The organism is Streptomyces sp. NBC_01410 (assembly GCF_045040195.1).
In the GTDB taxonomy this organism is placed as follows: Bacteria; Actinomycetota; Actinomycetes; order Streptomycetales; family Streptomycetaceae; genus Streptomyces.
In genome coordinates this window covers 5822628-5847475 of sequence record NZ_CP109530.1, presented here as the reverse complement: position 1 = coordinate 5847475, position 24848 = coordinate 5822628, and the positions used below count along the sequence as shown (strand labels likewise).

General features: G+C 71.3%; 19 protein-coding genes. 5 read left to right on the top strand and 14 right to left on the bottom strand.

What is annotated here, in order from left to right; genetic code table 11:
• The first annotated feature begins 435 nt into the window (after positions 1-435).
• Positions 436-618: a hypothetical protein gene (locus OG741_RS27045; protein WP_405602094.1), complete on the top strand. Its 183-nt coding sequence runs from the start codon at positions 436-438 to the stop codon at positions 616-618.
• A gap of 47 nt (positions 619-665) precedes the next feature.
• Here OG741_RS27045 and OG741_RS27040 read toward each other — a convergent pair whose 3' ends face one another.
• A complete protein-coding gene (locus OG741_RS27040; protein ID WP_100661309.1) occupies positions 666-740 on the bottom strand; it encodes a 50S ribosomal protein bL37 in 75 nt (24 codons plus the stop codon).
• Between the two features lie 117 nt (positions 741-857).
• Between OG741_RS27040 and OG741_RS27035 the strand changes: the two genes are divergently transcribed.
• The 4 genes from OG741_RS27035 (at position 858) to OG741_RS27020 (ending at position 4669) form a co-directional block, all read left to right on the top strand.
• A complete protein-coding gene (locus tag OG741_RS27035) occupies positions 858-1211 on the top strand; it encodes a hypothetical protein (protein WP_266487394.1) in 354 nt (117 codons plus the stop codon).
• Between the two features lie 94 nt (positions 1212-1305).
• On the top strand, positions 1306-2400 hold the full coding sequence (locus tag OG741_RS27030; RefSeq protein WP_405602092.1) for a sulfite oxidase: 1095 nt from the start codon (positions 1306-1308) through the stop codon (positions 2398-2400).
• Between the two features lie 30 nt (positions 2401-2430).
• Complete coding sequence (locus OG741_RS27025; RefSeq protein ID WP_405602091.1) at positions 2431-3783, top strand: rhodanese-like domain-containing protein; 1353 nt, start codon at positions 2431-2433, stop codon at positions 3781-3783.
• A 34-nt stretch (positions 3784-3817) separates the two neighbouring features.
• The gene (locus tag OG741_RS27020) at positions 3818-4669 is read left to right on the top strand and encodes a sulfurtransferase (RefSeq protein ID WP_405602088.1); all 852 of its coding nucleotides are present in this window, start codon (positions 3818-3820) and stop codon (positions 4667-4669) included.
• A 185-nt stretch (positions 4670-4854) separates the two neighbouring features.
• Here OG741_RS27020 and OG741_RS27015 read toward each other — a convergent pair whose 3' ends face one another.
• The 13 genes from OG741_RS27015 to cobN form a co-directional block, all read right to left on the bottom strand.
• On the bottom strand, positions 4855-5604 hold the full coding sequence (locus OG741_RS27015) for a phosphate ABC transporter ATP-binding protein (protein ID WP_266487730.1): 750 nt from the start codon (positions 5602-5604) through the stop codon (positions 4855-4857).
• Positions 5605-5817: 213 nt separating this feature from the next.
• The gene (locus OG741_RS27010; protein WP_405602086.1) at positions 5818-6765 is read right to left on the bottom strand and encodes a sortase domain-bontaining protein; all 948 of its coding nucleotides are present in this window, start codon (positions 6763-6765) and stop codon (positions 5818-5820) included.
• A complete protein-coding gene (locus OG741_RS27005; protein WP_405602084.1) occupies positions 6762-8060 on the bottom strand; it encodes an Ig-like domain-containing protein in 1299 nt (432 codons plus the stop codon). The genes OG741_RS27010 and OG741_RS27005 overlap by 4 nt, the downstream gene beginning before the upstream one ends.
• 14 nt (positions 8061-8074) lie before the next feature.
• Positions 8075-8971 (bottom strand): hypothetical protein, encoded by an 897-nt coding sequence (locus tag OG741_RS27000; RefSeq protein WP_405602082.1) that lies wholly within the window; start codon positions 8969-8971, stop codon positions 8075-8077.
• A gap of 52 nt (positions 8972-9023) precedes the next feature.
• Positions 9024-10877 (bottom strand): WxL protein peptidoglycan domain-containing protein, encoded by a 1854-nt coding sequence (locus OG741_RS26995; protein ID WP_405602081.1) that lies wholly within the window; start codon positions 10875-10877, stop codon positions 9024-9026.
• Positions 10878-11011: 134 nt separating this feature from the next.
• Positions 11012-12586 carry an Ig-like domain repeat protein gene (locus OG741_RS26990; RefSeq protein ID WP_405602079.1) on the bottom strand — a complete coding sequence of 525 codons (1575 nt, stop codon included), beginning with the start codon at positions 12584-12586 and terminating at the stop codon, positions 11012-11014.
• 93 nt (positions 12587-12679) lie between these two features.
• Positions 12680-13678: a hypothetical protein gene (locus OG741_RS26985; protein WP_405602078.1), complete on the bottom strand. Its 999-nt coding sequence runs from the start codon at positions 13676-13678 to the stop codon at positions 12680-12682.
• 96 nt (positions 13679-13774) lie between these two features.
• The gene (locus OG741_RS26980) at positions 13775-16306 is read right to left on the bottom strand and encodes a hypothetical protein (RefSeq protein WP_405602076.1); all 2532 of its coding nucleotides are present in this window, start codon (positions 16304-16306) and stop codon (positions 13775-13777) included.
• On the bottom strand, positions 16303-18030 hold the full coding sequence (gene pstS / locus OG741_RS26975) for a phosphate ABC transporter substrate-binding protein PstS (protein WP_405602074.1): 1728 nt from the start codon (positions 18028-18030) through the stop codon (positions 16303-16305). The genes OG741_RS26980 and pstS overlap by 4 nt, the downstream gene beginning before the upstream one ends.
• A gap of 86 nt (positions 18031-18116) precedes the next feature.
• Positions 18117-19472, bottom strand: coding sequence for a phosphate ABC transporter permease PstA (pstA, locus tag OG741_RS26970; protein WP_405602073.1), 1356 nt, complete (start codon positions 19470-19472; stop codon positions 18117-18119).
• Position 19473: 1 nt separating this feature from the next.
• Positions 19474-20484 carry a phosphate ABC transporter permease subunit PstC gene (gene pstC, locus OG741_RS26965; RefSeq protein ID WP_405602072.1) on the bottom strand — a complete coding sequence of 337 codons (1011 nt, stop codon included), beginning with the start codon at positions 20482-20484 and terminating at the stop codon, positions 19474-19476.
• A gap of 8 nt (positions 20485-20492) precedes the next feature.
• Positions 20493-20957 (bottom strand): hypothetical protein, encoded by a 465-nt coding sequence (locus OG741_RS26960; RefSeq protein ID WP_405602070.1) that lies wholly within the window; start codon positions 20955-20957, stop codon positions 20493-20495.
• A gap of 303 nt (positions 20958-21260) precedes the next feature.
• Positions 21261-24848 (bottom strand): cobaltochelatase subunit CobN, encoded by a 3588-nt coding sequence (gene cobN, locus OG741_RS26955; protein ID WP_405602068.1) that lies wholly within the window; start codon positions 24846-24848, stop codon positions 21261-21263.

Sequence of the window (24848 nt, the reverse complement as noted above, 5' to 3'; positions counted from 1 at the left end):
CGCGCGAGCGGCTCGGGGAGAGCGAGTTGAGACTCCCGAGGATGACCATGCGTTCGTCGATGACATCGAGCCTCTGATGCATGGCGTTGCGGGGACGCCGGTCGGCACCACAGCCCGTAGCTTCTTGCCCTGTTCGGTCTGACGGCGACGTGCGGGCCCGGCGAGGCGATCAGCGAGGGCCTTGTAGAGGGAGATCTCGTCGTCGATGTCGGAGACCTCGACGTGACGCGAGAGGTCGTCCGCGAGGCGGGCACCGAACCGGCGAGTCTGTCGCCCGCGACGCTGCGGTCTCCTCGCCGACGCCGGCCTGAACGGCCACAAGTACGCCATCGACGCCATGCTCAGCGACGCGCGCATGCCGCCGGGCGCCGCTGCCGTCGCCGTATCCACGCCCAAAGGTGGAGGATGGGAGTGAGCGAGTGAAGGAGGCCCGTCATGAAAACCGGAGCCTCGGATTCGGATTACGACACCTGGCTGTATTCGCACACCCCGTCGCAGGCCGAGGGCGAGCGTGACGAACCAGGCGAGCGCAGTGCCATGGAAGTGCACCCGGACGTGCCCAGGACCGAGCCGTCGCAGGCCGAGGGTGAGCGGGTGGAGGACGTTCCGGCCGGGTGAGCGGCGCGCCGGGAGTGGCCACTGGGGCACTCCCGGCTGCCCGGGGGTCAGGCGTTGGGGCGCTTGCCGTGGTTGGCCTTCTTCTTCTTGCGGGCGCGTCGCTTATTGCCTCGTTTTGCCATGGCGCATATCTCCCTCATCCAGGACATTTCCTACCCTCGCCAGCATATTTCGGGGTGCTGCGACCGGCCACGCGACGCACGCTGGACTCATGGCCCCGCACGTGTGGAGGTGAGTCCATGAAGCTCCGCAAGGTGTCACCCGGGTGGGGGGAGCCCCTCCAGCCGCCGCCCGGCTACTTCGGGTCCGAAGGCGGCGTGCCCGATGAGGCGCGGCGGCGTCTGATCCTCGACTGGGCGGTGAATCAGCGGATCGCGAGCGGATGGCGGGTGGAGTCCCGCTCCGAGACCCAGGCGGTTCTGGTCCGCGGTGAGCCGGTGAACCATGTGCTGCACGCCATCCTCACCCTCGTCACCTGTTTTCTGTGGGGCATTGTGTGGGTCGTTCTCGTCGCGACGAACAGGGTCGAGCGGGTCGCGCTCACGGTGGATGCGCAAGGAAACGTCGTCGCCGTGCATGCTCCCCTGTCCTAGGTCGGATGGCCACGCGAGCGGGGCCGACCCCCGGACGTGATACTGGAGGCAACCCTCGCCGTGCTGCCCATGAGCCCGACGGAAGGTGCTGCCAATGACCGCATCGGCGATTCCCCGCGGGCCGGGTGCCACGGCCTGGGCACCCGAGACGGTGACGGCCGATCCGTACAACGCGCAGACGCCCTCGGCCGCGCTGGCCGAGCCGGTCACACCCGTCGGTGCCTTCTTCGTACGCGATCACTTCGGCGTGCCGCCCACGACACCCGGGCGCTGGCGGTTGCGGCTCGGCGGCACCGTGGCCGCGCCCTTCGACGTCGGCTATGACGAGCTGCTGGCGATGCCGCGCCGGGAGCTCGACGTCGTACTGGAATGCGCCGGCAATGGCCGCAGCCTGATGACGCCGCGCCCGCCCGGTCTGCCGTGGGGCCAACGGGCGGTCGGCTGCGCGCGTTTCGCGGGCGTGCCGTTCCGTCTCCTCGCCGCCCGGGCGCGGATCGGGCCGACGGCCCTGGAAATCGTCTTCGCCGGGGCCGACTCCGGCACCGTGCACGGCCGCCGGACCGCCTTCGAGCGCAGCCTCCCGCTCGCCGTGGCCCTCCACCCGGACACGCTCCTCGCCACGCACATGAACGGCGAGCCGCTGGCGCCCGAGCACGGGGCGCCGGTGCGTCTGGTGGTCCCCGGCCGGTACGCGGTCGCCGATGTGAAGTGGCTGGTCGGGGCGCGGGCCGTCACGGAGCCCTTCACCGGCGTCTTCCAGGCCGAGGAGTACGTCTACGTGGCGTCGCGAGGCACCCCCGACGGGCCCGTGACCACCCTGAGGGTCAAGTCGCTGATCACCTCGCCCGAGCCCGACTCGGCCGTACGCCGCGGTCATGAGACAGCCGTACGGGGCCGCGCCTGGTCCGGCGGCGGGGTGCCGGTGCGGCGGGTCCAGGTGCGAGCCGCGTACGAGGACGAAGAGGGATACACCGACGGGGGCTGGCGGGACGCCGTGCTCGGAGCGCCGGCCGGGGCGTACGCCTGGAGGGAATGGTCCTGCCCGTGGACGCCCGCGCGGCCCGGCCGGTACCGGCTGCTCGCCCGCGCGACGGACGAGCACGGCCACGTCCAGCCGTCCCGGGCGCCGTGGAACGCCCACGGCTACGGCTGCAACCCCGTCGCATCCGTCGAGCTGGTCGTCCTATGAGCGCCCCCGGCAGTGAGCAGAGGTGACGGTATGAGCGCTATCGAGATCATGACCACCGCGTCGCTCGGTGACAGCAGCTACCTCCTCGTCAGCGGCGACGAGGCCGCGCTGGTCGACCCCCAGCGGGACAGCTGGGAACTGATGGAGTCCTGTACGTCCAGGGGGGTGCGCATCCGGTACGTCCTGGAGACGCACGTGCACAACGACTACGTCTCCGGTGCCCTGGAGGTCCGCGCGGCGACCGGAGCCACGGTGGCGGGGCCGGCCCGTGCGCCGTACGCGTTTGATCATCTGCCGCTGGCCGAGGACGACGAGATCGTCGTCGGTGGCGCGACCGTGCGGGCGATGGAGACGCCCGGGCACACGGCGGAGCACACCTCGTACCTCGTGTTCGACGACCCTCGCATGGCGCCGACGGCCGTCTTCACCGGAGGCAGCCTGCTCGTCGGCAGCGCGGGCCGTACCGACCTCTCCGGTGACGACCGTACGGAGGAGCTGGCCCGGGCGCAGTTCCGTTCGCTGAGGCGGCTTTCGCTGCTGCCGGACGCCACCCGCGTGCTGCCGACGCACGGAGCGGGCAGCTCCTGCGCGGCCGGACCGGTGTCCGGGAGCCGGACGACCACCGTGGGCGCCGAGCGGCGCAGCAACCCGACGCTGGCCATCCAGAACGAGGAGAGGTTCATCGTCGAGCGGCTGTCGGGGCTGCCGCCGTATCCCGCGTACTACCGCTATATGGCGCCGATCAACCGGGCAGGTCCCGAAGTGCTCGGTGGGCGGCCCGAGCTGCGGCCGCTCACGCCGGGCATGGTGGAGGGGCTGGTCGGGGGCGGTGCGCAGCTCGTCGACGGCCGCGACCGCAGAAGCTTCGCCGCGGCCCATCTGCCCGGGTCCCTCTGCGACGAGCTGGACGACCGCTTCGCGAGCCTGGTCGGCGAGGTGGTTCCGTTCGGCGCGCGCCTTGCGCTGGTGCTGCCGGAGCCGGAGGAGGAGGCGGCCGACGAGGCGATGATGCAGCTGCTGCGGATCGGATACGAGAACGTCGCGGGATATCTGGCGGGTGGCGTGGACGCCTGGCAGGCCGCCGGCCGCCCGGTGCGTTCCTTCCGTACCGCGGACGTGGCCGAACTGGCGGGACACATCGCCGAACGGCGGGTGCTCGACGTACGGCCGGACCGCCCCGAGGGCGGAATTCCGGGCACGCTCGCCGTGCCTCTCGCCGAACTGCCGCGGCGGCTCGGTGAGATGCCGAGGGATGGCGAGATCTGGACGGTCTGCGGGAGCGGCCGCCGGGCGACCATCGCTGCGAGTCTGCTCGACCGGGTCGGCATCCCCGTGACCGCGGTGATCAGCGGCGGGGTGGGGGACCTGATGCCACAGGCCTGAGAACACGGAGAGCACGGAGAGAAGGGAGAAGACCATGGGCAGCAGCGGCTACGCCCACCCCGAGACACTGGTGGACACCGAGTGGCTTGCCGCCCACCTCGACGACGGGACGGTACGCGTCATCGACGTGGACGAGGACACTTCCGCATACGAGCAGGGCCATATTCCCGGCGCCGTCGGCTGGAACTGGGCCAGGGACCTGCACGCCGCCGTCGGCCGCGACTATGTGGACCGCGAAGCGCTCGGGCAGCTCCTTGGCAGGGCCGGGGTGGAGGACGACACCACCGTGGTGCTGTACGGGGGCAACAACAACTGGTTCGCGGCGTACGCCTACTGGATCCTGCGGCTGCGCGGCTTCAACAGGGTGAAGCTGCTCGACGGCGGCCGCAAGAAGTGGGAGCTGGAAGCCCGCGAGCTGACCCAGGAGGTCATGGACCGTCCGCGCACCGGCTTCGCGGTGACGGGACAGGAGAACCCGCAGTTCCGCGCCCTTCGCGCCGAAGTGCTGGACAGCCTGGGGAGTTCCGCCCGGATGGTCGACGTACGCTCCCCGGAGGAGTACCGGGGCGAGAGGCTGGCGCCTGTGCATCTGCCGCAGGAGCAGGCGCAGGTCCCCGGACACATCCCCGGCGCGGCCAACGTCCCCTGGGCGCAGGCTGCCAACGACGACGGGACGTTCAAGTCGGCCGATGAGCTCAAGGAGCTGTACGCGCGCCAGGGCATCACGTCCGACCGCGAGATCATCGCCTACTGCCGTATCGGAGAGCGCTCCTCGCACACCTGGTTCGCGCTCCACGAACTGCTCGGCTATCCGGACGTCAAGAACTACGACGGCTCCTGGACCGAGTACGGCTCGCTGGTGCGCGCTCCCGTCGAGATGGGATGACGCCTCTGGCGCGTACGCGGGGTTAGGTCCTGTCCGGTCGATCAGGCCGGATCAGTGAGCGGGGTCTGGTGCGTGCAGCTGCAAGGCGGAGGAAGGAGCCCACGCGGAGCGTCGGCGACTGACGACAACGCAGCAGATGTGCGTGCCAGGGCACGCGAGCCCGGCAAGATCGGCCGGACAGGACCTTAACCGAAGCGGCCCTCCACATAGTCCGCCGTCCGCGGGTCCGAGGGTGCGGAGAACATCGCGGGCGTGGGGCCGTGTTCGACGATCACGCCCGGGGTGCCCTGTTCGGCGAGGAAGAAGGCGCACTGGTCGGAGACGCGCGCCGCCTGCTGCATGTTGTGGGTGACGATCACGATCGTGACCTCGTGGACCAGCTCGCGGATGGTCTCCTCGATGCGGCGGGTGGAGGTGGGGTCGAGCGCCGAGCAGGGCTCGTCCATCAGGAGCACCTTGGGACGGATCGCCAACGAGCGGGCGATGCACAGGCGTTGCTGCTGGCCGCCGGAGAGTGCTCCGCCGGGCTGGCGCAGCCGGGTGCGGACCTCCTTCCACAGGCCTGCCTTGGTCAGGCACTCCTCGACGAGGTCGTCCTTGGCGCCGCCGCCGAGGCGGACGCCGGTGAGTTTCAGCCCCGCGGTGACGTTGTCGTAGATCGACATCGCCGGGAAGGGATTCGGCTTCTGGAACACCATGCCGACGCGGCGGCGCGCCTCGGTCAGGCGCTGGCCGGCCGCGTAGATGTCCTGGCCGTCGACCAGCACCTCGCCCGCCAGCGAGGCGGACGGGACGAGTTCGTGCATGCGGTTGAGGATGCGCAGGAAGGTCGACTTGCCGCATCCGGAGGGGCCGATGAGGGCCGTGACCAGGCTCGTCGGCATGGTCAGCGATACGCGGTCGAGGACTTTGTGGTCGCTGAACCAGGCCGAGATCCGGCGGGCCTCAAGGGTCGCCCCCGTCGCGCCTGTCGCTCCGGTCGTCCCGGTCGCGCCGGTGCTCCCGGCGCTCCCGAAGCCGTCGACCGGCGCCGGAAGCGGGAGGGTGGTCTCGGTCTGGGTGGTCTGGTCGCTCACGGCACGTCCTTGTTCGGCGGAGACTCGATCACGGAAGCCCGATCACAGAGGGTTCGATCACAGAAGGCGCGATCACAGCAGGTTGGGGAGGAGCAGCGCGGCCTGGTCGGCGACGGCCAGGCCGAGGGCGCCGAGCAGTGGCACGCCCACCACCCAGGTGTGCCGCCGACCCCAGCGGGCGTGTGCCCAGGCGACGGCCGCGGCCGCCAGCACCAGCCCCTGGCCCCACAGCACGAGCGGCAGCCAGGCGGTCTGCTGCACAGCCATCGGCTTCTCGTCCTCCGGCAGGGCGCCGGACGGTACGGCGGGCGCCGGCGCGGCCTGGACGTCCGAGACCAGGTCCGCGTCCACCCGCAGAATGCCGCGGGGCATGAACGGCGTGCCGTCGGCGGTGATGAGGGTGAGGCGGCCCCGGCCGCCGGTGAGGGCCGGTGGCTGGGGGTCGCCCTCCCGGCGCGGGCCGATGACCCTGTACGTGTGCTTCCCCTGGCCCGTCGTCACGGTGAACCTGTCCCCGGCGGTCAGGTCCTCCAGGCGCCGGAAGGGCCCCCCGTAGGTCGCCTGGCGGCCCATGATGACGCTGACTCCGGCCTGGCCGGGCAGGGTGGTGTCCCGGCGGTGGCCCGCCCCACGGGCCAGGTCGTGCGCCGTGGTTCCCTCGCGGACGACTTCGCGCAGCTGGAGTACGGGGATGTCGAGGAGAGCGACCGGATCCCCGGGCGCCGGCGCCAGGCCGCCGCCCGGGGACCGGCCGATGGGCGCGACGCCATTGGCCAGTTCGGAGCGGAAGCCGGCGTAGTCGACCTGTCGGTCGCGGGCGTGCCGGAGGTCGCCTACGAGAGTGACGTCGACGACGAATCCGAGCAGCAGCGCGGCGAGGATGCTCAACGCCGCGCTGACGACGCGCAGTCGGGGCCCGGCGGCCGGCCGGCCGGACGGCGCGGGGCCGCCGGGTGATGTGCCGCGGACGGGAGCGCCGTCCGCGGTCACGGCGTCGGCCGGGGCAACCGGTGCCGTCATCCGATCCTCCGTGACACTGAGGTGGCGTAACCCCAGGCGTATCCGGGGCGCTTGGCCGTGATGGTGACGGTGAGCAGGTGGCCGCGGTCGGCCCTGGTCGGGTAGTACGTCACGCGGGTCGCACCGGTGATCGTCCGCCCGTCGCGCTTCCAGGTGTAGCTGTACGTGGTGGCCGCGGGGGTCCACGTCCCCGGCCTCGCGGTCTGCCGGTAGCCCACCCTGGCGGTGCCGGTGATCGAGGGCCTCGTCACGTTCTTCAGCGCCGGGCCCGCGGCCACGGTCACGGCCGGGCTGGTCGAGGTGGTACTGCCGGTGCTGTTGGCCGCCATCGCCCGGCAGGCGGTCTTGTGGTTGTAGTCGGCCGCGACGAGGGGGCGGGTGCGCGCGATGGCACCAGTGATCACTGCGCCGTCGCGGAGCCAGAGGTACTTGATCGACGTCGCGCCGCTGAAGGCCACGGTGCAGGTGGCCGTATAGCCGACCTTGAGGGTGCCGGTCACCTTCGCGGGCGTCGTGATGGCCGGGGGCTTGATCTTGACCGTGTACGACAGGGCCGCAGAGGACGAAGAGCCGTACGCCGCCGGGTCGGACGGTGTGAACTCCGCCTTCAGCGCGTGGGTGCCGACGGCCAGAGCGGTGGTGGTCAGGGTGGCCACGCCCGCGGACACCGCGACGGGGGTGCCGAGTTGGGCCGCCCCGTCCAGGAAACGTACCGAACCGGCCGCCTCGGCCGGGGCCACCGTCGCCGTCAGCTTCACGGCTGTGCCCTGGACGACCGGGCTCACCGGAGCCGTCGCGAGGGTGGTCGTGGTCGCGGCGGCGGGAGCGGTGCTCTGGTAGGCGGTGTTGGACGTGAACCACATGGGGGCGGTGAAATCGCCGTACGTCGTCGAACCGAAGGCGGCCCGGCAGGTCAGCGTGAAGTCGTAGCGCCCCTGCAGCGTGGTGAAGCCCGCCGTACTGGCGTAGTCACGCATCGTCTGCGTCAGCGGCACCACGATGCCGCCGGTGCCCGTTGAGCCGTATGTCTCGATCGGTGAGTTGCTCACCACGATCTGACCCTCGGCCGGGAATCCCGAACCGGCCACGGAGACAATGAGGTTGGTGGCCTCGGCCGGGCACGGCCCGGCGGTGGTCAGCGTGACCCCGCTGGTGTCCGTACCGGTGGCCGGGGTCACCTCCATCGAGCCGAGGACATCGGCCCTGGCTCCGGTGGTGCCGAGCGCGAGCGCTCCGGCGGTGAGGAGCGATGCGAGCGCGACCGACAGCGGCCGGCGTGCGGTTGAGAACCTCATGGTCTGTCTCCGCCTCAGACGTTCTGGGTGTCGGTGCCGGGGAATTCCTCGCGCCCGCGGGTGCGCCGCACGACCGTGATGCCCGCCGCCACGAGCAGGGCCGAAGCCACGCCGGCCATCGCGATGTCGGTGCCGGTGGCCGCAAGGGATCCCTTGCCGCCGCCCGAACCGCCGCCGCTGACGTCGGTGGAGATGCCCTGGGAGCCGCCGCCCGGGGTCGCGGTGTCCGTCGGGGCGGCGGTGTCGGTCGGCAGCGCCGTGTCGGTGGGCGACGCGGTGTCGGTCGGCAGCGCCGTGTCGGTGGGCGACGCGGTGTCCGTCGGAGACGCGGTGTCGGTGGGAGAGGCGGTCCCCGTGGGCGACGGTGAGCCGGTGCTGGTGGGCGCCGTGGAGGACGGCGTGGCCGTCGGCCCGGCGGGGTCGGTGTTGCGGTACGCGGTGTTGGAGGTGAACCAGATCGGCGCGGTGAAGTCGCCGAGGCTGGTGCCGTTGAAGGCGGTGCGGCAGGTCACCGTGAAGTCGTAACGGCCCTTCAGCGTGGTGAACCCCGCCGTGTTGGCGTAGTCACGCATCGTCTGGGAGAGCGGGATGATGAGCCCGCCGTCCGCCGTCGATCCGTAGGTGCTGAGCGGCGAGTTGCCGACCACGTTCTGGCCCTCGGCCGGGAAGCCCGAGCCCTTCACCGCGACGATGAGGTTCGTGGCCGCGTCCGGGCACGCCTTCGACGTGGTCAGCGAAATCCCGCTGGTGTCCGTGCCGGTGGCCGGGGACACCTCGGCCGTACCGACGACCTCGGCGTGCGCGGCGGTCGCGGTGAGCACCCCGGCCGCGCCGGTCGCCGCGATCAGCGATCCGAGCAGGACGGCGGCCGGCCGGGATATCAAGGTGCGGGACTTGGTTGTGATGGACACGGTGTTCTCTCCCTGTGACTGATGGTTCAAGAGGTATGGACGGTGGTGGTGTTCAGTCGCCCGGCTCGGGCTCCGCGGCACGCGCCCGGCGTCCGCGCACCCAGTGAGCCGCACCCATGAGGAGTGCCAGCAGGGCGGCGGCGAAACCGGCCACCGACCAGGCGACGAGCGAGGTGTTGGAGTCCTGGGCAGCGGCTTCCGCCGCGGCGGGCGCACCCGCGGGTGCGGCGGACCCGTTCGCGGACCCGTTCGCGGGCGCGGAAGGCGCCCCTGCCCCGGCGCCCGCCGCGCTCCCTGTTTCCGCGCCCGTACCGCCCCCCGACACGGTCGGCGGTACGGGCTGCTCTGATTGCCCCGGCGCCTTGGCGTCCGGAGCCTTGACCGCGACCCGCGTACCGTCCACGTACGCGTCTTTCGCGGTGAACCGCAGGGACCCCGTGAAGTCCCGCAGACTCGTCAGGTCGAATGCGCCCTTGAGGCAGCTGACCGTGAAGGTGTAGGTGCCGCGCAGTGTGGTGAAGCCGGCCGTGCTGGCGTAGTCCCGCATCGTGTACGTGAGCGGGATCGACAGGCCGCCGCCGGGCACCTTCGGATACGTGGCGAGCGGGGCGTTGCCGACGACGATCTGGCCCTCGCGGGGGAATCCCGCTCCGGTGACGCGGGCGATGACGTTGGCGGTCTTCGCGGGGCAGGGCACGGCGGAACTGAGCGTGATGGGCTGGGCGTCGCTCCCCCGCGCGGGGCTGACCGCGAGTCCTCCGGACTCCGCCGCCCGGGCATCGGCGGGTGTCCCCGCGACGACCGCTCCGGCGGTGAGCAGGATCGCCGCGAGGCCGACGGCCTGCTTCGACCTGGCCGCGGCGGGGCGCGGCTCCGGTGCGCTCGTGCCCGCGCCGCGCCGCCGACGCCTGCGTACGAGCAGGAGCGTCAAGGCTCCGGCGGCGACCAGCAGCACGACCAGCATCGCCCACGGCACGGCCCAGAACACCTCGACCCGCGTGACGCGCGGCAGTACGCGGTGCTTGATGTCGCCGCGTACGGGCCTGGGGTCGACGGTGACCGTGGTGGTGTCGCGCATGGCCGGGAGGACGCCCGTGGCCGAAGCCGTGATCTTCACGGCGGCGCCGGGCAGCAGCTCGGGGATGTCACGAGGAGCCGCCACCTTCCCACTGCCTCCGAACAGATCGCGTACGCGCACCGCCTGACGGGCCGCCAGCCGGACATTGCCGGTGTTGCGCACGGTGTATGTGACGGTCGCGGAGCCCGTGCCGAAGGGGTTGGCCGTGCCGTGGTAGGCCGTGTCCAGGCCCTCGACGGTGAGACGGGGCTTGAGCTCCCCGGCCACCCGCAGATAGATCCGCGCGCCGACCCGCTGGTCGACGGCGACCTTGCTGCCCTTCTTGTCCGTGCGTACCGCCGACAGCGAGGCGACGATGCCGCCGGTGTGGTCCCCGGGGGTCACCTTCTGCGGGACGGTCAGGGTGAAGGGCACGATGACATGGGACCGGCCGGGCACGCTCAGCACGTTCTTGCCGAGCTTCACCCAGGAGCCCACGTCGGTGGCCTTGTGGTTCGCCGCGAACAGGTCGAAGCCGCCGTCGGCGGTGGTGAAGGCGTCGCCGGCGTACACGCGCAGGGTGAGCGGCTTCTTGCCGTAGTTGTGGACGGCGATGTGGTCCTTGACGACGGCGCCGGGGGTCGCCCCGTACGAGAAGTGGGGCCGCGCGTCGGGCTTCTTCGCGGCCGACGGCTGGACACCGAAGGTCGTACGCCCCTGTCCGCCGTCGCCGGGCCGGGTGGCCGGAACCGGGGTGGCGGCCGACGCGGTTCCGGCTGCGGCCGGGAGGACGGCGAGAAGGCATGCGGCCAGGACGGCGGCGATGCGGCGGGCTGAGGTCGTGATCATGTCGGGTCGTCCGTTCGGGCGCGGGACGGGTGGAGCGGGGTGGGTGGGCGGCCGGGGCGGGCATCGCTGCCCGCCCCGGCCCGGGGCGGCTTACCTGGGGGGCAGTGCCGCCGCCCCGTGACCATCCGGGTGGGTCAGATGGCCGTCAGGGTGAGCGTGGCGGTGTAGGTGCCGGCCACGGTCGAGGTGGGCGCGTTGAGAGCCAGGTCCGCCCCGACGTGGGCGGTGCCCAGGCCGGTTCCGTTGGCGAGGGAACGGGAGGACTTGAGTCCGGCCGTGCCCGCGTCCGCGGGGGCGACACCGTTGGCGGCCGCGACGGCAGCACCCGGCGTGACGGTCTGAGAGGCGCCCTTGTCGATCAGCTTCGGCGTCCAGCCGAGGTTCTGACCGTTGATCAGGTGCGTACCGCCGTCGGAGAAGTCGGTCAGCTGGCCGCTGACGGACCAGCCCGGGTTACCGGCGCGTGTGTCGGTGAGCGTGACCGGGTTGATCGCGCCCGTCGTGGACAGCAGGTCACCGTTGGCGTTGAGCACCGGGGAAGGCAGGGTGACATGCGGGTTGTCGACGCTGATGACGAGCGCACCGGCTTCGACTGTGGTGGTGATGTCCTGGGAGGCGGTGACACCGGCGAAGGCGCCGATCACGTACGGAACGGCACCGGAGTCGGAGCCGAGGTACGCGGCCGGGTTCGTCGGGACGAAGACCGCCGAGAAGGAGTGGTCACCCGCGCCCAGGCTGCTCGTGGTGTAGGCGGCCTGACCGGCGGCGACCGGCACCGTGGCCAGCGTGGTGGTGGTACCGCCCACGGTGTCCTGGAACTTCACGGAACCGGCCGCCGAGGCGGGCGCCACCGTGGCCGACATGCTGACCGGGCTGAACTGGGCCGCGGTGCCGGCCGGCGATACGGCCAGCGCGGTCGTGGTCGCGGTCGCCGGAGCGGTGTTGACCGTGTACGCGACCGCGGCGGACGCGGACGCGTTGTAGGCGGTGCTGCTCGGCGTGAAGGCGGCCGTCAGCGAGTGACTGCCCGCGCCCAGGCTGCTCGTGGTGAGCGCGGCCTGGCCGCCGGAGACGTTCACCGGGTTGCCCAGCGCGGCGCCGTTGTCCTTGAACTGCACGGTGCCCGCGGCGCCGGCCGGGCCGACGGTCGCGGTCAGCGTCACGGGAGTACCCGCGGTGACCGGGCTGGCCGGGGACACCGCGAGGGAGGTGGTGGTGTCGGTCTTCACGGCCGGGTCGGTGTTCTGGTACGCCGTGTTGGACGTGAACCAGACCGCCGCCGGGAAGTCACCGAGGCTGGTGCCGTTGAAGGCTGTCCGGCAGGTGACCTGGAAGCTGTATTTGCCGGTCAGGTTGGTGAAGCCCGCCGTGTTGGCGTAGTCACGCATCGTCTGGGAGAGCGGGATGATGAGCCCGCCGTCCGCCGTCGATCCGTAGGTGCTGATCGGCGAGTTGCCGACCACGTTCTGGCCGCCGGCCGGGAAGCCCGAACCGGTCACCGAGACAATGACGTTGGTGGCGTTGGCCGGGCAGGGGCCGGACGTCGTCAGCGTCATGCTGGAGACGTCGGAGCCGGTCGCCGGGGTGATCACTGCGGTGCCGATGTCGGCGGCGTGCGCCGACGGAGCCAGGATCAGGCCGCCTGCAAGCACGGCGACCAGGCTCGCGAGACCGCCCGCCAGGGTTCGCGAGAGGGTGTTCTTCCACACAGTCGTGCTCTCCTTCTTTGAAGGATTCGAAAGTGGCGAAAGCGATGAATCAGGCATGGGGGGTTGAGTAACTACGCAGGTGCTGCGGCTGCGTCAGGGGGTCTGCTTGCTGGTGTCGCCGCAGTTCGCGTTGGTCGCGAAGCCGTAGGTGTTGATCACGGTCGGCTGCTGGCAGATCAGAGCGTTCGAGCCGACGAAGACGGTGCTCCACGGCGCCGTCCCGATCTTGCTGGTCGGGATGACGTTGTAGACGTCGCGCTTCACACCGAAGTTGCTGTTGAGCGTGTTCGGCGCGAGGTTGTCGATGGTGCCGAGGATCGCGCGGCCGCGGAGGTCGGCGATGGTCTGCGTCGCCTGCGAGTTGTACTGCGCGATGGAGAACGGGACGATCGACTTGTCGTCGAGGACACGGCCGTCGTGCTCCTGGACGGGGGCGCCGGCCTTGGTGTCCTTGATGCAGGGGTAGACGCCTGCGACCACGTCGGCGTCGGTGATCCCCATCGTGGACTCCCAGAAGCTACGCGTACCCGAGCCCGCCTGCGGCAGGTACACCGTGAGGCTGAAGTTGGGAGCGGTGCCCACATAGTTGGGGTCGCAGTGGTAGATGGCCTTCAGGTCGGCCAGGGAGAGCTTGCGCGGCACCGTGCTGGTGGGCGTGATCGAGTAGCTCACCGCGTCCACGGCGAACGGGACATAGGTCAGTCCCGGGTTCGCGGCGCCCAGGTTCAGGCTGGAGGAGCGCGAGAAGTCCAGACAGCCGTTGGCCGCCTGCAGGGAGTTCAGCAGGGCGGTGCGTCCGGCGCCCGACCCGTTCGGGCGGTTGACGGTGCAGCCCGGGGTGGTGGCGGGGTCCTTGGTGGTGATCTGGGCCGAGCCGGTGGCGTCGTACGAGCCGATGACCTTCTGGCCGCCGATGGTGATGGCGTTGGCCAGGCCGTTCATCACGTCCTGCGTGGTGTCGGAGCCGACACCGGACAGCTGGCGGTAGGGCGGCGGCCCGGACGGGTCGGCGACGGCCTGGCTCGCACAGACGGTACCGGTGAGGAGACCGGTGATGCCGACAGCGGCGAGGGCTATCTTCCTCTTGTTCACGTGCGTTACCTCTCGGATAGGCTTGCGCCGGTGGTGCCCGGCGCGGCGTTCAGACAGTTCGTTGGCGCGGACCTGTCGCTGGTTCGAGTCCGGGCATCACCTCCCTTCGCTGCCGCGCTTGTTGACCCCGGCGCGCCAGGCCGACAGACCTGCCGACAGCCGCGGCAGCACCCTCGGCAGGAGGGGGCCGCTGACCGCGGCGGCGAGCCCGACGATGAGCGCGATCAGCAGGGCGTAGCGCACGGCACCGAGCGCCCAGGCCGGAGTGCGGATGATCGGTTCGTCGGAGGCCGCGGCTGCCGCGGCGGACGGCGATCCGGACGGCTTCGTGGTCGCGTTCGGGGACGCCTTGGTCCCGGCCGGACTCGGCCCACCGGCGGCCTGGCCGCCGCCACCGCCGCTCGCGTCACCCCCGCCACCGCCTGCGGTGCCGCCGCCGGACGAGCCCGTGCCGGCGCCGCCGGTGTCACCTCCGGGGCCGGAAGTGGACGGCGAGGTGCCGGCCCGGGACGCGATGGCGTCGGCAGCGGCACGCGCCACGGCACGCACGCTCCCCGGCAGCGGGGCGTACCCCTCCGGGAGGGTTCCGGCCGAGACACCCGGCCGCTGCCCATTGCCTACCGCGTACTTCAGGAAGGCCGCGTAGTCCTGGCCCTCCTTCTTGGTCAGCTGCTCGGGCACGGTCGCGGCGTAGGTGAGCAGGGTGAGCGGGTAGGCGTTCGCAGCCTTCGTGGCCGGGTTCGGGCTCACAACTCCCGTGACCCCGCTGGGCTTCATCGCCGCCTGGCCCGCGAGCAGACCGGCGGTGTCGGGGCCCACGAACCGGCCCGCTGCGTTCTGGAGCTTCGCGGTCACCAGCCCGTAGCGGGCGGCCGTCGCGGTGTCTGTCAGGGCGAGGACGGCGCGCTTGCCGGCGGTCTGCGGCGGGGTCTTCTTGTAGCCGGGCGGCGTACTGGTGTTGTCCCAGCTCGCGCGGGCCAGGGTGTCGCCGCGGGCGGCGGCGCGGGCGGCGGTGTGCATGTCGGAGGCGTACGGATGCTTGTCCTGGATGCACAGCGGCGGCTGGCCCGGGTTGTTCGGGAACTCCTGGCAGAACGGGTCGCTCTTCGGGAACTCGTTCCTCGGCAGTTCGACGTTCCGGTAGCGCGGGTTGACCTTCATCCCGGAGAAGTCCCGACTGCCGTACCGCCCCTGATTGTCGGCGGTGCCGCTCAGGAACTCCCGGGCGGCCGGGTCCTTGTCCAACCAGCTCCACAGCTCCCACGCCGCGTCGGAGATCGCCTCGGGTACGAGCACGTCGCCGAGGCTGCCGCGGAATTCGAGGTCCTTGTAGTCCGGGTTGTACTTGATGAACTCCGGGTCGCGGGCCAGGTTGAACGGATTCTCGGCGGTGCTCGGCGCGAGGCGCGAATTGCCGTCCTGGTACGACTCGGTGAGCAGCTTGGCGACCAGCCTCGGGGTGAGATTGAGTCCGGTCAGCCGTGTTCCGTTGCGCGCCGTGACCGCACCCGGTGCGTTGAAACCGGCCTGGCTCTCGACGAAGAAGCCGATGGTCAGCCCGGACAGCGTCATGGGCGCATAGACGGGACGCCGGCCGGACGGCACCTGGCCGGCGGTGGCCGGGCGGCCGAGGAAGACCAGGCCGGGCTTGCCGGAGACCAGCTTGGCCCGGGCGGTGTCGTCGGTCACCTGGGCGTAGCCGTAGATCGTCTTGCTCGCCGACTGGCACAGGGCGGGCTGCCAGCGGGCGATGGCCTCGGCGGCGATCTCGTGGCCGAGGGTGCTGCGCTCGTCGGCGCCGATCGGGCAGAAACTGCCCATCGGCTCGAACCCGAGCGGCACGACGAGCCGGTGCTTCCAGTTGCTCGCGGTGAGCGGCGAGGACTGAAGGAGCCCGCTCGGCTGGGAGTGGTACGAGCTGCCGTCCACCTCGCTCTCGCCGCGCGGCACGATGACCAGCCAGCAGGGCCGGCCGGCCGTCGCGTTCGAGGCACCGGCCGCCACCTCGCCGCAGCCCAGACCGGGTGCCTCCAGGGCCGTCTGGGCCTCGAAGTACACCTCGCCCTTGCCGTCGGGGCCGCTGCGGGCGTAAGGGGTCTCGTTCGTGGTGTTCACGTCGTAGAACTCGTTCCAGTTCCCCTTCGTGATCACATCGCCGGTCGCCGACTTGAACGGGACGTACGAGATACCGGTGCTGGTCGGCGGCGGGAGCGTCTGGTCCGGGTCCTTCAGTCCGCCGTAGGTCAGCTGCCGGGTGTTGGTGTACGCACCGGCGGTGCCGGCCGTGTCCTGCGCGGACGAGCCGCCGAACTGGCACTTGTCGGGGCTGTCCCCCCAGCACTGCATGATCTGCAGGTAGTTGGCCGCGTACGTGGTGTCCGAGACCGTGGGTGCGCCGCCCTTCCAGGAGACCTTCACCACCTGGTTGACCAGGTTCCGGGTCTGGCTGACGGTCACCTTCAGGTTCGCGTACGGACCCCGTCCGGAGACGGTCACCGCGGACCTCTGGTCGGCGGCGTCGGCCGGCCGGGAGGCCATGGTCACGGCGGCGGCACAGATCACCGCGGTGAGCAGGACGAGCGCGACGACGGACGTCGTCCGCAGGAAGCGGCGGAGCGCTGCGATCATGACGTACTCCGCTTCAGGCGCCTGTTCAGCAGCGGAGGTCCGACCGTCACCACGATCAGCAGTACGCCCGCCACCACCATCAGAGCGGTCCGCATGCCGCCGCCGATGCTCGTGGCCGTCGTGACGGGGACGGCGAACGCGTCACCGCTGCCGCCGCCGGCCGCCCCGCCGTTGGCCCCGACGACCTGCCCGGTGTCCGGGTCGATCGTGGCCCCGGGGCCCGCGGACGGGCCGCCTGCGCCGGTCGCGGTGCCGGCCGACGACCCGGCCGTGCCCTTGCCGCCCGCGCCCGATGCCGACCCGCCGGGGCCGCCTCCGCCGGAGCCCGTGGTGCCCTGGGCGGACCCGGACGAACCGCCGGAGGATCCCGAGCCGTTGCCGTTGACCGTGGTCGGGGTCTTGGCGCCGCCCGTGCCGGTCGAGCACTGGGCCGCGCCCTTCTTGTCACAGGCGGGCGGATAAGGGGCCGTCTTGGCCAGGGTGTTGCTGCCGTCGCTGGAGAAGGTGGGGTTGTGGCAGTCCTTGATGTTGATCTTCTCGACGTCGACACCGGGGATCCTGCGGACCTGCTTCAGCCCGGCCTGCACGAGGTTGATCGGCAGTGGCGAGTAGCCGAGGTTGTCCACGTGCTGCTGCCCCTGGCAGAGGAAGTAGTACGCGAAGGCGCCGAGGGTCTTGCCCTTCTGGGTGTTGAAGTTCGACTCGAGTGCGGTCGGGACGACCATGTAGCTGTAGCTGGAGAGCGGATAGGCGCGCGCGTCCCGGTCGTTGTAGACGTCGTCGAGGATCTGCGTCAGATAGCCCGGCGATGAGCTGTTCTCGTTGATCCGGGCCTTGGTGAGGGCGACCGCGACGTTCTTCGCGGTCGGCTCTGTGTAGTACCCGGCCGCGTTGAGCACCTTCGCCACCGGGAACCCGGTCGTGTACACCGCGTACGAGTACTCGACATAGGTGATCGTGCCGACGTTGCCGCCCTGGGCGACATAGCCGGACACACCGTTCGAGCCGGACTGGCCGACGAAGCCGCTGCCCGGTACGAGCGGGTAGTTGGACGTCGCGCCGCAGGGCGCGGTGCGGCCCGCCCGGCGGCAGTAGGCGTCCCACAGCGAGGTGTACTGCTTGCTCATCCAGGTGGTGAACTGCGCGGTGGTGCCCGAGCCGTCGGAGCGCACCACCGGGACGACCCTGCGGGCGGGCAGCGCCGAGGCGAGCGCGGGGTTGTCGGCCTTGATCGCCGGGTCGTTCCAGGTCTTGATCTGCCCGGTGAACATCTTGGCGATGACCTCTCCGGACAGCCGGAGGTTGGTCACCCGCTTGTTGCCGATCGTGAGGTTGTACATGAAGGAGGTGCCGCCGGCCACGATCGGCATGTAGGCGTACTTACGGGAGGGCGGCGGGTCGACGACGCCCGAGTCCTTGATGCCGTACGGGATCTCGGAGACGCCGTAGTCGACGGTGCCGTTGCGGAACTGGTTGCGGCCGTCGGAGGACCCGGTGCCGTTGTAGTTCACCGTCATGCCGTACTGCTTGACGTTGGCCCGCCACTGGTCGAGCGCGTTCTGGCTCCAGGTGGATCCGGCACCGGAGATCGGGACGTACGACGCCGCGGCCGCGGGCTCGGCACCCGGCAGCGCGACGCCGAACAGGAGGACGGCCAAGCAGGCGAGGGCGGTCACGGCTCTCAGACGGAGGCGTGCGGAGCGTGCCGGAGGCGATCCGGGCATGGCAGGTGACTCCTGGTCGGTTGGGTCGGTACGGAGCGGTGCGGAACCCGCGGGGCGGGTTGGGAGCCGTGCGGGCTCGACGGGTCTCAGCCGGAGGGGCTGCCTGGGGCACCGGGCCGGGCGTCCGGCTCGGTGCCGGACCGGTGGTCCGGCGCGTCGTCCCACACGCCGGGCGGACCGGCGTCCGGCGCCGGGTGGGGCACCGCGCCCGGTGCGGGATTCGGGAAACCCCCGGCCACCGCGGCCACTTGCGGCACGAGCCGGGCGCGCCTGCTCATGCGCTCGGCGTCCCGGCGCGAGGCCAGCACGCGCCGGTGCTGCTGGTTGCGGGTCAGCTCGCCGGGACCGCGCCCGCCGACCACCCGGGCCACGATGAACAGCAGCAGCACCAGAGCCATCAGGAGGGCCGCGGAACCGAAACCGCGGGCGATCAGGCTGGGTTGGGGGGAACTCACCAGCTGGAAGGTCGCCAGCGGCAGCGAGACCTGTGGACCGCTGAGCGCGTTGGTGTTCAGGTCGGCGGTGAAGCCGGAGGTGAGCAGCACCGGTGAGGTTTCGCCGATGCCGCGGGCGGTGCCCAGGATCACCGCGGTCGTGAGGCCGGAGCGTGCGGTGGGCAGCACCACGGTCCACACCGTGCGCCACTGGCTCGCGCCCAGCGCGTAGGAAGCCTCGCGCAGCGAGCCCGGCACCAGCCGGATGACCACGTCCGAGGCGCGGATGATGATGGGGAGCATCATCACGCTCAGTGCCAGGGCGGCGGCGGACCCGGACTTGTCGACACCGAGGATGAGGATCACCGTGGCGTAGATGAACAGGCCGGCCACGATCGACGGCAGCGCGGTCATCGCCTCGACGATGGTCCGTACGAACCGGGCGTAGCGGCCCGGCACTTCGTTGAGGAACACCGCGCAGGCGAGCCCGAGCGGCACGGTGATCGCCAGCGAAATGGCGATCTGCTCCAGCGTGCCGATGATCGCGTGCAGGACGCCGCCGTCGGTGAGCGGCTGCAGCGGACCGGTGCGCGACATGTCCTCGGTGAAGAAGTTGAGGTGCACCAGAGCGGACTTGCCGCGCCACAGGGTGTACACCACCACCAGGACCAGCGCCGCGAGCAGCAGCATGGCGAGGCTCTGCCACAGCACCGCGGCGACCTTGTCCCGTACCGTCACGCCGTTCTCGTCGAAGGAGACGAGCACGGCGTAGACGACGAGGAACAGCACGTAGGCGACGACGACGAAGCCGAGAATCGAGTCGAACGGCGCGATCCAGGTGAACAGGAGAGCCGTCAGCGCGAGGGCGCCCACCGCGGCGCCCGCGAGCGCGAGCAGATCCGTGGCATGCAACGACGAGGTGTTGCGGCGCACTTCCGGGGATTCGTCCGGCCCTTCGGCGCCGGGCCGCACCGTCTGCGCCGGCCGTTCCTTGAGGAGTTCGGTCATCTCAGGCCTCCGTCCCGCTGCCCGAGCGGCTGCGGGCCGCGATCGAGGACGCTATGAAGTTCACGACAAGGGTCATCAGGAACAGGGCGAGTCCCGCGGCCATCAGCGCCGACATGCCGAAGGCGCTCGCGGATCCGTAGCGCAGCGCGATCAGCGCCGAGACGGAATTGGAGCCGTTCTGCAGGATGTGCGGCTGTACGGCGAAGACCGGCGAGATGATCATGTAGACGGCGATGGTCTCGCCGAGAGCCCGGCCCAGACCGAGCATGGTGCCGCCGATCACTCCGCCCCAGCCGAACGGCAGCACGACCGAGCGGATCATCCCCCACCGGGTGGCGCCGAGCGCGAACGCGCCCTCGCGTTCGCCCGGAGGCGCCTGCGAGAAGGTCTCCCGCATCACCGAGCAGGCGATCGGCGTGACCATGAGGGCGACGACGATGCCCGCGATGAAGGTGGAGGACGTGTAGACGGTGGCCGTCTCCAGCGGGTCGTGCGGATCGCTCCCGTCGACCTTGAAGAGGGGGATCCAGGAGAAGTACGTCGCGATCCAGCGGGAGAGCCCGACCACATGGCCCTGGAGGAAGAACGCGCCCCACAGCCCGTACACCACACTCGGCACGGCGGCCATGAGGTCCACCAGGGAGATGAACGTCCGCTTCAGACGCCGCGGCGCGTACTCCGAGATGTACAGCGCGGTGCCGATCGCCAGCGGCACGGCGATGCTGATCGCCACCAGGCCGATGAGCACGGTGCCGGTGATCACCGCCGCGATTCCGAAGCGGTGGGCGTCCGGCTCCCACGCGGAGGTGGTGAGGAACGAGCCCTTGGCGACGTCGAGCGCCTGCGCGGCGCGATAAGTGAGGAAGACACCGACCAGCAGCATGATGGCCAGCACGATGGCTCCGCTGCCGCGTGCGGCCCCACGGAAGAGACGGTCCGTCGGCTCGCCCCCGCCGCGCACGGCCCGCGGCGCGTCCACGGGATCCGGTTCGGCCTCCGGGCGTTCGAGCATCGCTACTGTCATCGCGCACCCGCCCCGGCCCGGACGCCGGCGTACGGCCGGGCGTGGCCTTCGTCTTCCTGCTCTGCTCGCGTAGATCTGGACCGCTGAGGTCCGCGCGGAGGCAGAGCACGGGGCCGGGGCCGGTTCGTGACCCCGACGGCCAGTTGGGCCACGGGGACAGCGACCAGGAACTGGCTGAGGTTGTACTGGCACTCCCGCTGGCGCAGATAACGCCGGCCGGACACCGCCACGGCCCGCCCCTCGATCTCCAGGCGCCAGGTCCAGCTGCTCGCCGCGTCCGGCATGGTCAGCAGTACACGGGCCGCCGCCACCTTCTCCCGGAGCTGAACGACCGCTGCCTGGCACTCCGCGAGGCCACCGAACGCCTCGGCGCTGCGTCCGAGTTCACGGTTGTTCGCGCCGACCAGACGCCACCCGACCGGCTTCTCCTCGCCGTCCGGTCTCTGCTGCGATGCGCGCACTACGTACAAAAACCGCGGCCGAACCATCAAAACCACCCCCAGCCATCCATGCGTTTCCGCCACAGGCCGAAACCCCCACCCCCAGCGCACTGACAGTCGCTGGTTTGTGTGCGGCTTGTGTGCACCACGAGGTGAAGGCCGAACGGAGGGAAAATGAATGGGAAGCTCTGGGGAACTCAAGGTAATCGTGATCAAGTCCGTGGTGACGCTGCGCGGCCCCCGCCGACGCTGTGCGGACTCCCCCGGGACATGACGAAGGCCCCCGGACGTGTCGTGTCCAGGGGCCCGCGGTCCTGCTGTCGGTCAGTCCTCGCCCTCCAGCTCGCCCTCCGTCTCCAGGAAGACCTGGCGCAGCGCGGCGAGCACCGACGGATCGGGCTTGGCCCACATGCCGCGCGACTCGGCCTCCAGGAGGCGTTCCGCGATGCCGTGCAGGGCCCAGGGGTTGGCCTGCTGGAGGAACTCCCGGTTCACCGGGTCGAGGACGTAGGTCTCCGTGAGCTTGTCGTACATCCAGTCGGCGATCACGCCCGTCGTCGCGTCGTAGCCGAACAGGTAGTCCACCGTCGCGGCGAGTTCGAAGGCGCCCTTGTAGCCGTGGCGGCGCATCGCCTCGATCCACTTGGGGTTGACGACGCGGGCGCGGAAGACGCGGGAGGTCTCCTCGACCAGGGTGCGGGTGCGGACCGTCTCGGGGCGGGTGGAGTCGCCGATGTACGCCTCGGGGGCCGTGCCGCGCAGGGCACGCACGGTGGCGACCATGCCGCCGTGGTACTGGAAGTAGTCGTCGGAGTCCGCGATGTCGTGTTCGCGGGTGTCGGTGTTCTTCGCCGCGACGGTGATGCGCTGGTACGCGGTCTCCATCTCGGCGCGGGCCGGCCGGCCGTCGAGTTCGCGGCCGTAGGCGTAGCCGCCCCAGACCGTGTAGACCTCGGCGAGGTCGGCGTCGGTGCGCCAGTCGCGGGAGTCGATCAGCTGGAGGAGACCCGCGCCGTAGGTGCCGGGTCGGGAGCCGAAGATACGGGTCGTGGCGCGGCGTTCGTCGCCGTGGTCCGCCAGGTCGGCCTGGGTGTGGGCGCGGACGAAGTTCTGGTCGGCGGGCTCGTCGAGGGACGCGGCCAGGCGGACCGCGTCGTCGAGCAGGCCGATCGTGTGCGGGAAGGCGTCGCGGAAGAAGCCGGATATGCGCAGCGTGACGTCGATGCGGGGACGGCCGAGCTCGGCGAGCGGGATGGGCTCCAGACCCGTGACGCGGCGCGAGGCGTCGTCCCAGACCGGCCGGATACCGAGCAGGGCGAGCGCCTCCGCGACATCGTCGCCGCTGGTGCGCATCGCGCTCGTGCCCCACAGGGACAGGCCGACCGACGGCGGCCAGTCGCCGTTGTCGGTGCGGTAGCGCTCCAGCAGCGAGTCCGCCAGGGCCTGGCCCGTCTCCCACGCGAGACGGGAGGGGACCGCCTTCGGGTCCACCGAGTAGAAGTTGCGTCCCGTCGGCAGGACGTTGACCAGGCCGCGCAGCGGGGAGCCGGAGGGGCCCGCCGGGACGAAGCCGCCGTTCAACGCGTGGACGGCATGATCGAGTTCGGCGGTGGTGGCGGCGAGGCGGGGGACGACCTCGCGGGAGGCGAAGTCCAGGATGGCCGCGACCTCGGGGCCGTGCCCGGCGGGGACCGCATCGGGGTCCCACCCGGCGTCCTCCATCGCCTGCACCAGCTCGCGCGCCTTCTCCTCGGCCGCGTCCGCGGTCGTGCGGGTGGCCGCCGACTCGTCCAGGCCCAGCGCCTCCCGCAGGCCCGGCAGCGACGACGTCCCGCCCCAGATCTGGCGCGCCCGGAGGATCGCGAGAACCAGGTTGACGCGGTCGGCGCCCGCGGGCGGCGAGCCCAGGACATGGAGGCCGTCGCGGATCTGGGCGTCCTTGACCTCGCACAGCCAGCCGTCGACATGGAGCAGGAAGTCGTCGAAGCCGTCGTCGTCCGGGCGGTCTTCGAGACCGAGGTCGTGGTCGAGCCTGGCCGCCTGGATGAGGGTCCAGATCTGGGCGCGGATGGCGGGGAGTTTGGCCGGGTCCATGGAGGAGATCGCGGCGTATTCGTCGAGGAGTTGTTCCAGTCGCGCGATGTCGCCGTAGGAGTCGGCGCGTGCCATTGGCGGGACGAGGTGGTCGACGAGTGTGGCGTGGACGCGGCGCTTGGCCTGCGTGCCCTCGCCCGGGTCGTTGACCAGGAAGGGATAGATCAGCGGGAGGTCGCCGAGCGCGGCGTCTGGTCCGCAGGCGGCGGACAGGCCGGCGTTCTTGCCGGGCAGCCATTCCAGGTTGCCGTGCTTGCCGAGGTGGATCATCGCGTCGGCGCCGAAGCCGCCGTCGTCGGCGGACGCGGCGATCCAGCGGTAGGCGGCCAGGTAGTGGTGCGAGGGCGGCAGATCGGGGTCGTGGTAGATCGCGATCGGGTTCTCGCCGAAGCCCCGCGGGGGCTGGATGAGGATGAGGAGGTTCTTGTGGCGCAGGGCCGCGAGGACGATGTCGCCCTCGGGATTGCGGCTGCGGTCGAGGAACATCTCGCCGGGCGGCGGGCCCCAGTGCTGCTCGACGGCGGAGCGCAGTTCCTGCGGCAGCGTCGCGTACCAGCGCTTGTAGTCCGCCGCCGGGATACGGACCGGATTGCGCGCCAACTGCTCCTCGGTCAGCCAGTCCTGGTCGTGGCCGCCCGCCTCGATCAGGGCGTAGATCAGCTCGTCGCCGTCGCCGGAGGCGAGGCCGGGGACGGGCTCCGTACCGAAGTCGTAGCCCTCCGCCTGCAGTCGGCGCAGGAGGGCCACCGCGGACGCGGGGGTGTCCAGGCCGACCGCGTTGCCGATCCGCGAGTGCTTCGTCGGGTACGCGGAGAGCACGAGCGCGAGGCGCTTGTCGGCGGCGGGGATGTGCCGCAGGCGCGCATGGCGTACGGCGATTCCGGCGACCCGTGCGGCCCGCTCGGGGTCGGCCTCGTACGCCGGAAGGCCGTCCGCGTCGATCTCCTTGAAGGAGAACGGCACGGTGATCAGGCGGCCGTCGAACTCGGGGACCGCGATCTGGCTGGCCGCGTCCAGCGGCGAGACGCCCTCGTCGCTCTCCTCCCACGTGCTGCGCGAACCGGTCAGGCAGAGCGCCTGGAGGATCGGCACGTCCAGGCCGCTCAGGGCGCCCGCGTCCCACGACTCGTCGTCGCCGCCCGCCGATGCCTCGGCGGGCCGGGTGCCGCCCGCCGCGAGGACGGTGGTGACGATGGCGTCGGCGGCGCCGAGCGCGTCGATCAGCTCGGGTTCCGGGGCGCGCAGGGAGGCGACGTACAGCGGGAGGGGACGGCCGCCTGCGTCCTCGATCGCCGTGCACAGAGCGTCGACGAAGGCGGTGTTGCCGCTCATGTGGTGGGCGCGGTAGTAGAGCACGGCCACGGTCGGGCCGTCGGTCTCCCGCGCGGTGCGCTCCAGCGGGCCCCATGTCGGTGCGGGGGCCGGTGACTCGAAGCCGTGGCCGGTGAGGAGCACCGTGTCGCAGAGGAAGCGGGCCAGCTGCTCCAGGTTGGCGGGGCCGCCGTGGGCCAGGTAGGCGTGTGCCTCGGCCGCGATGCCGACGGGGACGGTGGACGCCTCCATCAGCTGGGCGTCGGGGGCCTGTTCACCGGTGAGGACGACGACCGGGAGCCCGGCCTCGTGCAGCAGGTCGAGCCCGTCCTGCCAGGCGCGTACGCCGCCGAGGAGCCGTACGACGACCAGGTCCACGCCGTCCAGCAGGGCGGGGAGCTCGCTGAGGTCGAGCCGCGAGGGGTTGGCGAACCGGTACGCGACCGGGCCTCCGGCCGCGCGGGCACTGAGCAGGTCGGTGTCGGAGGTCGACAGCAGCAGAAGCAT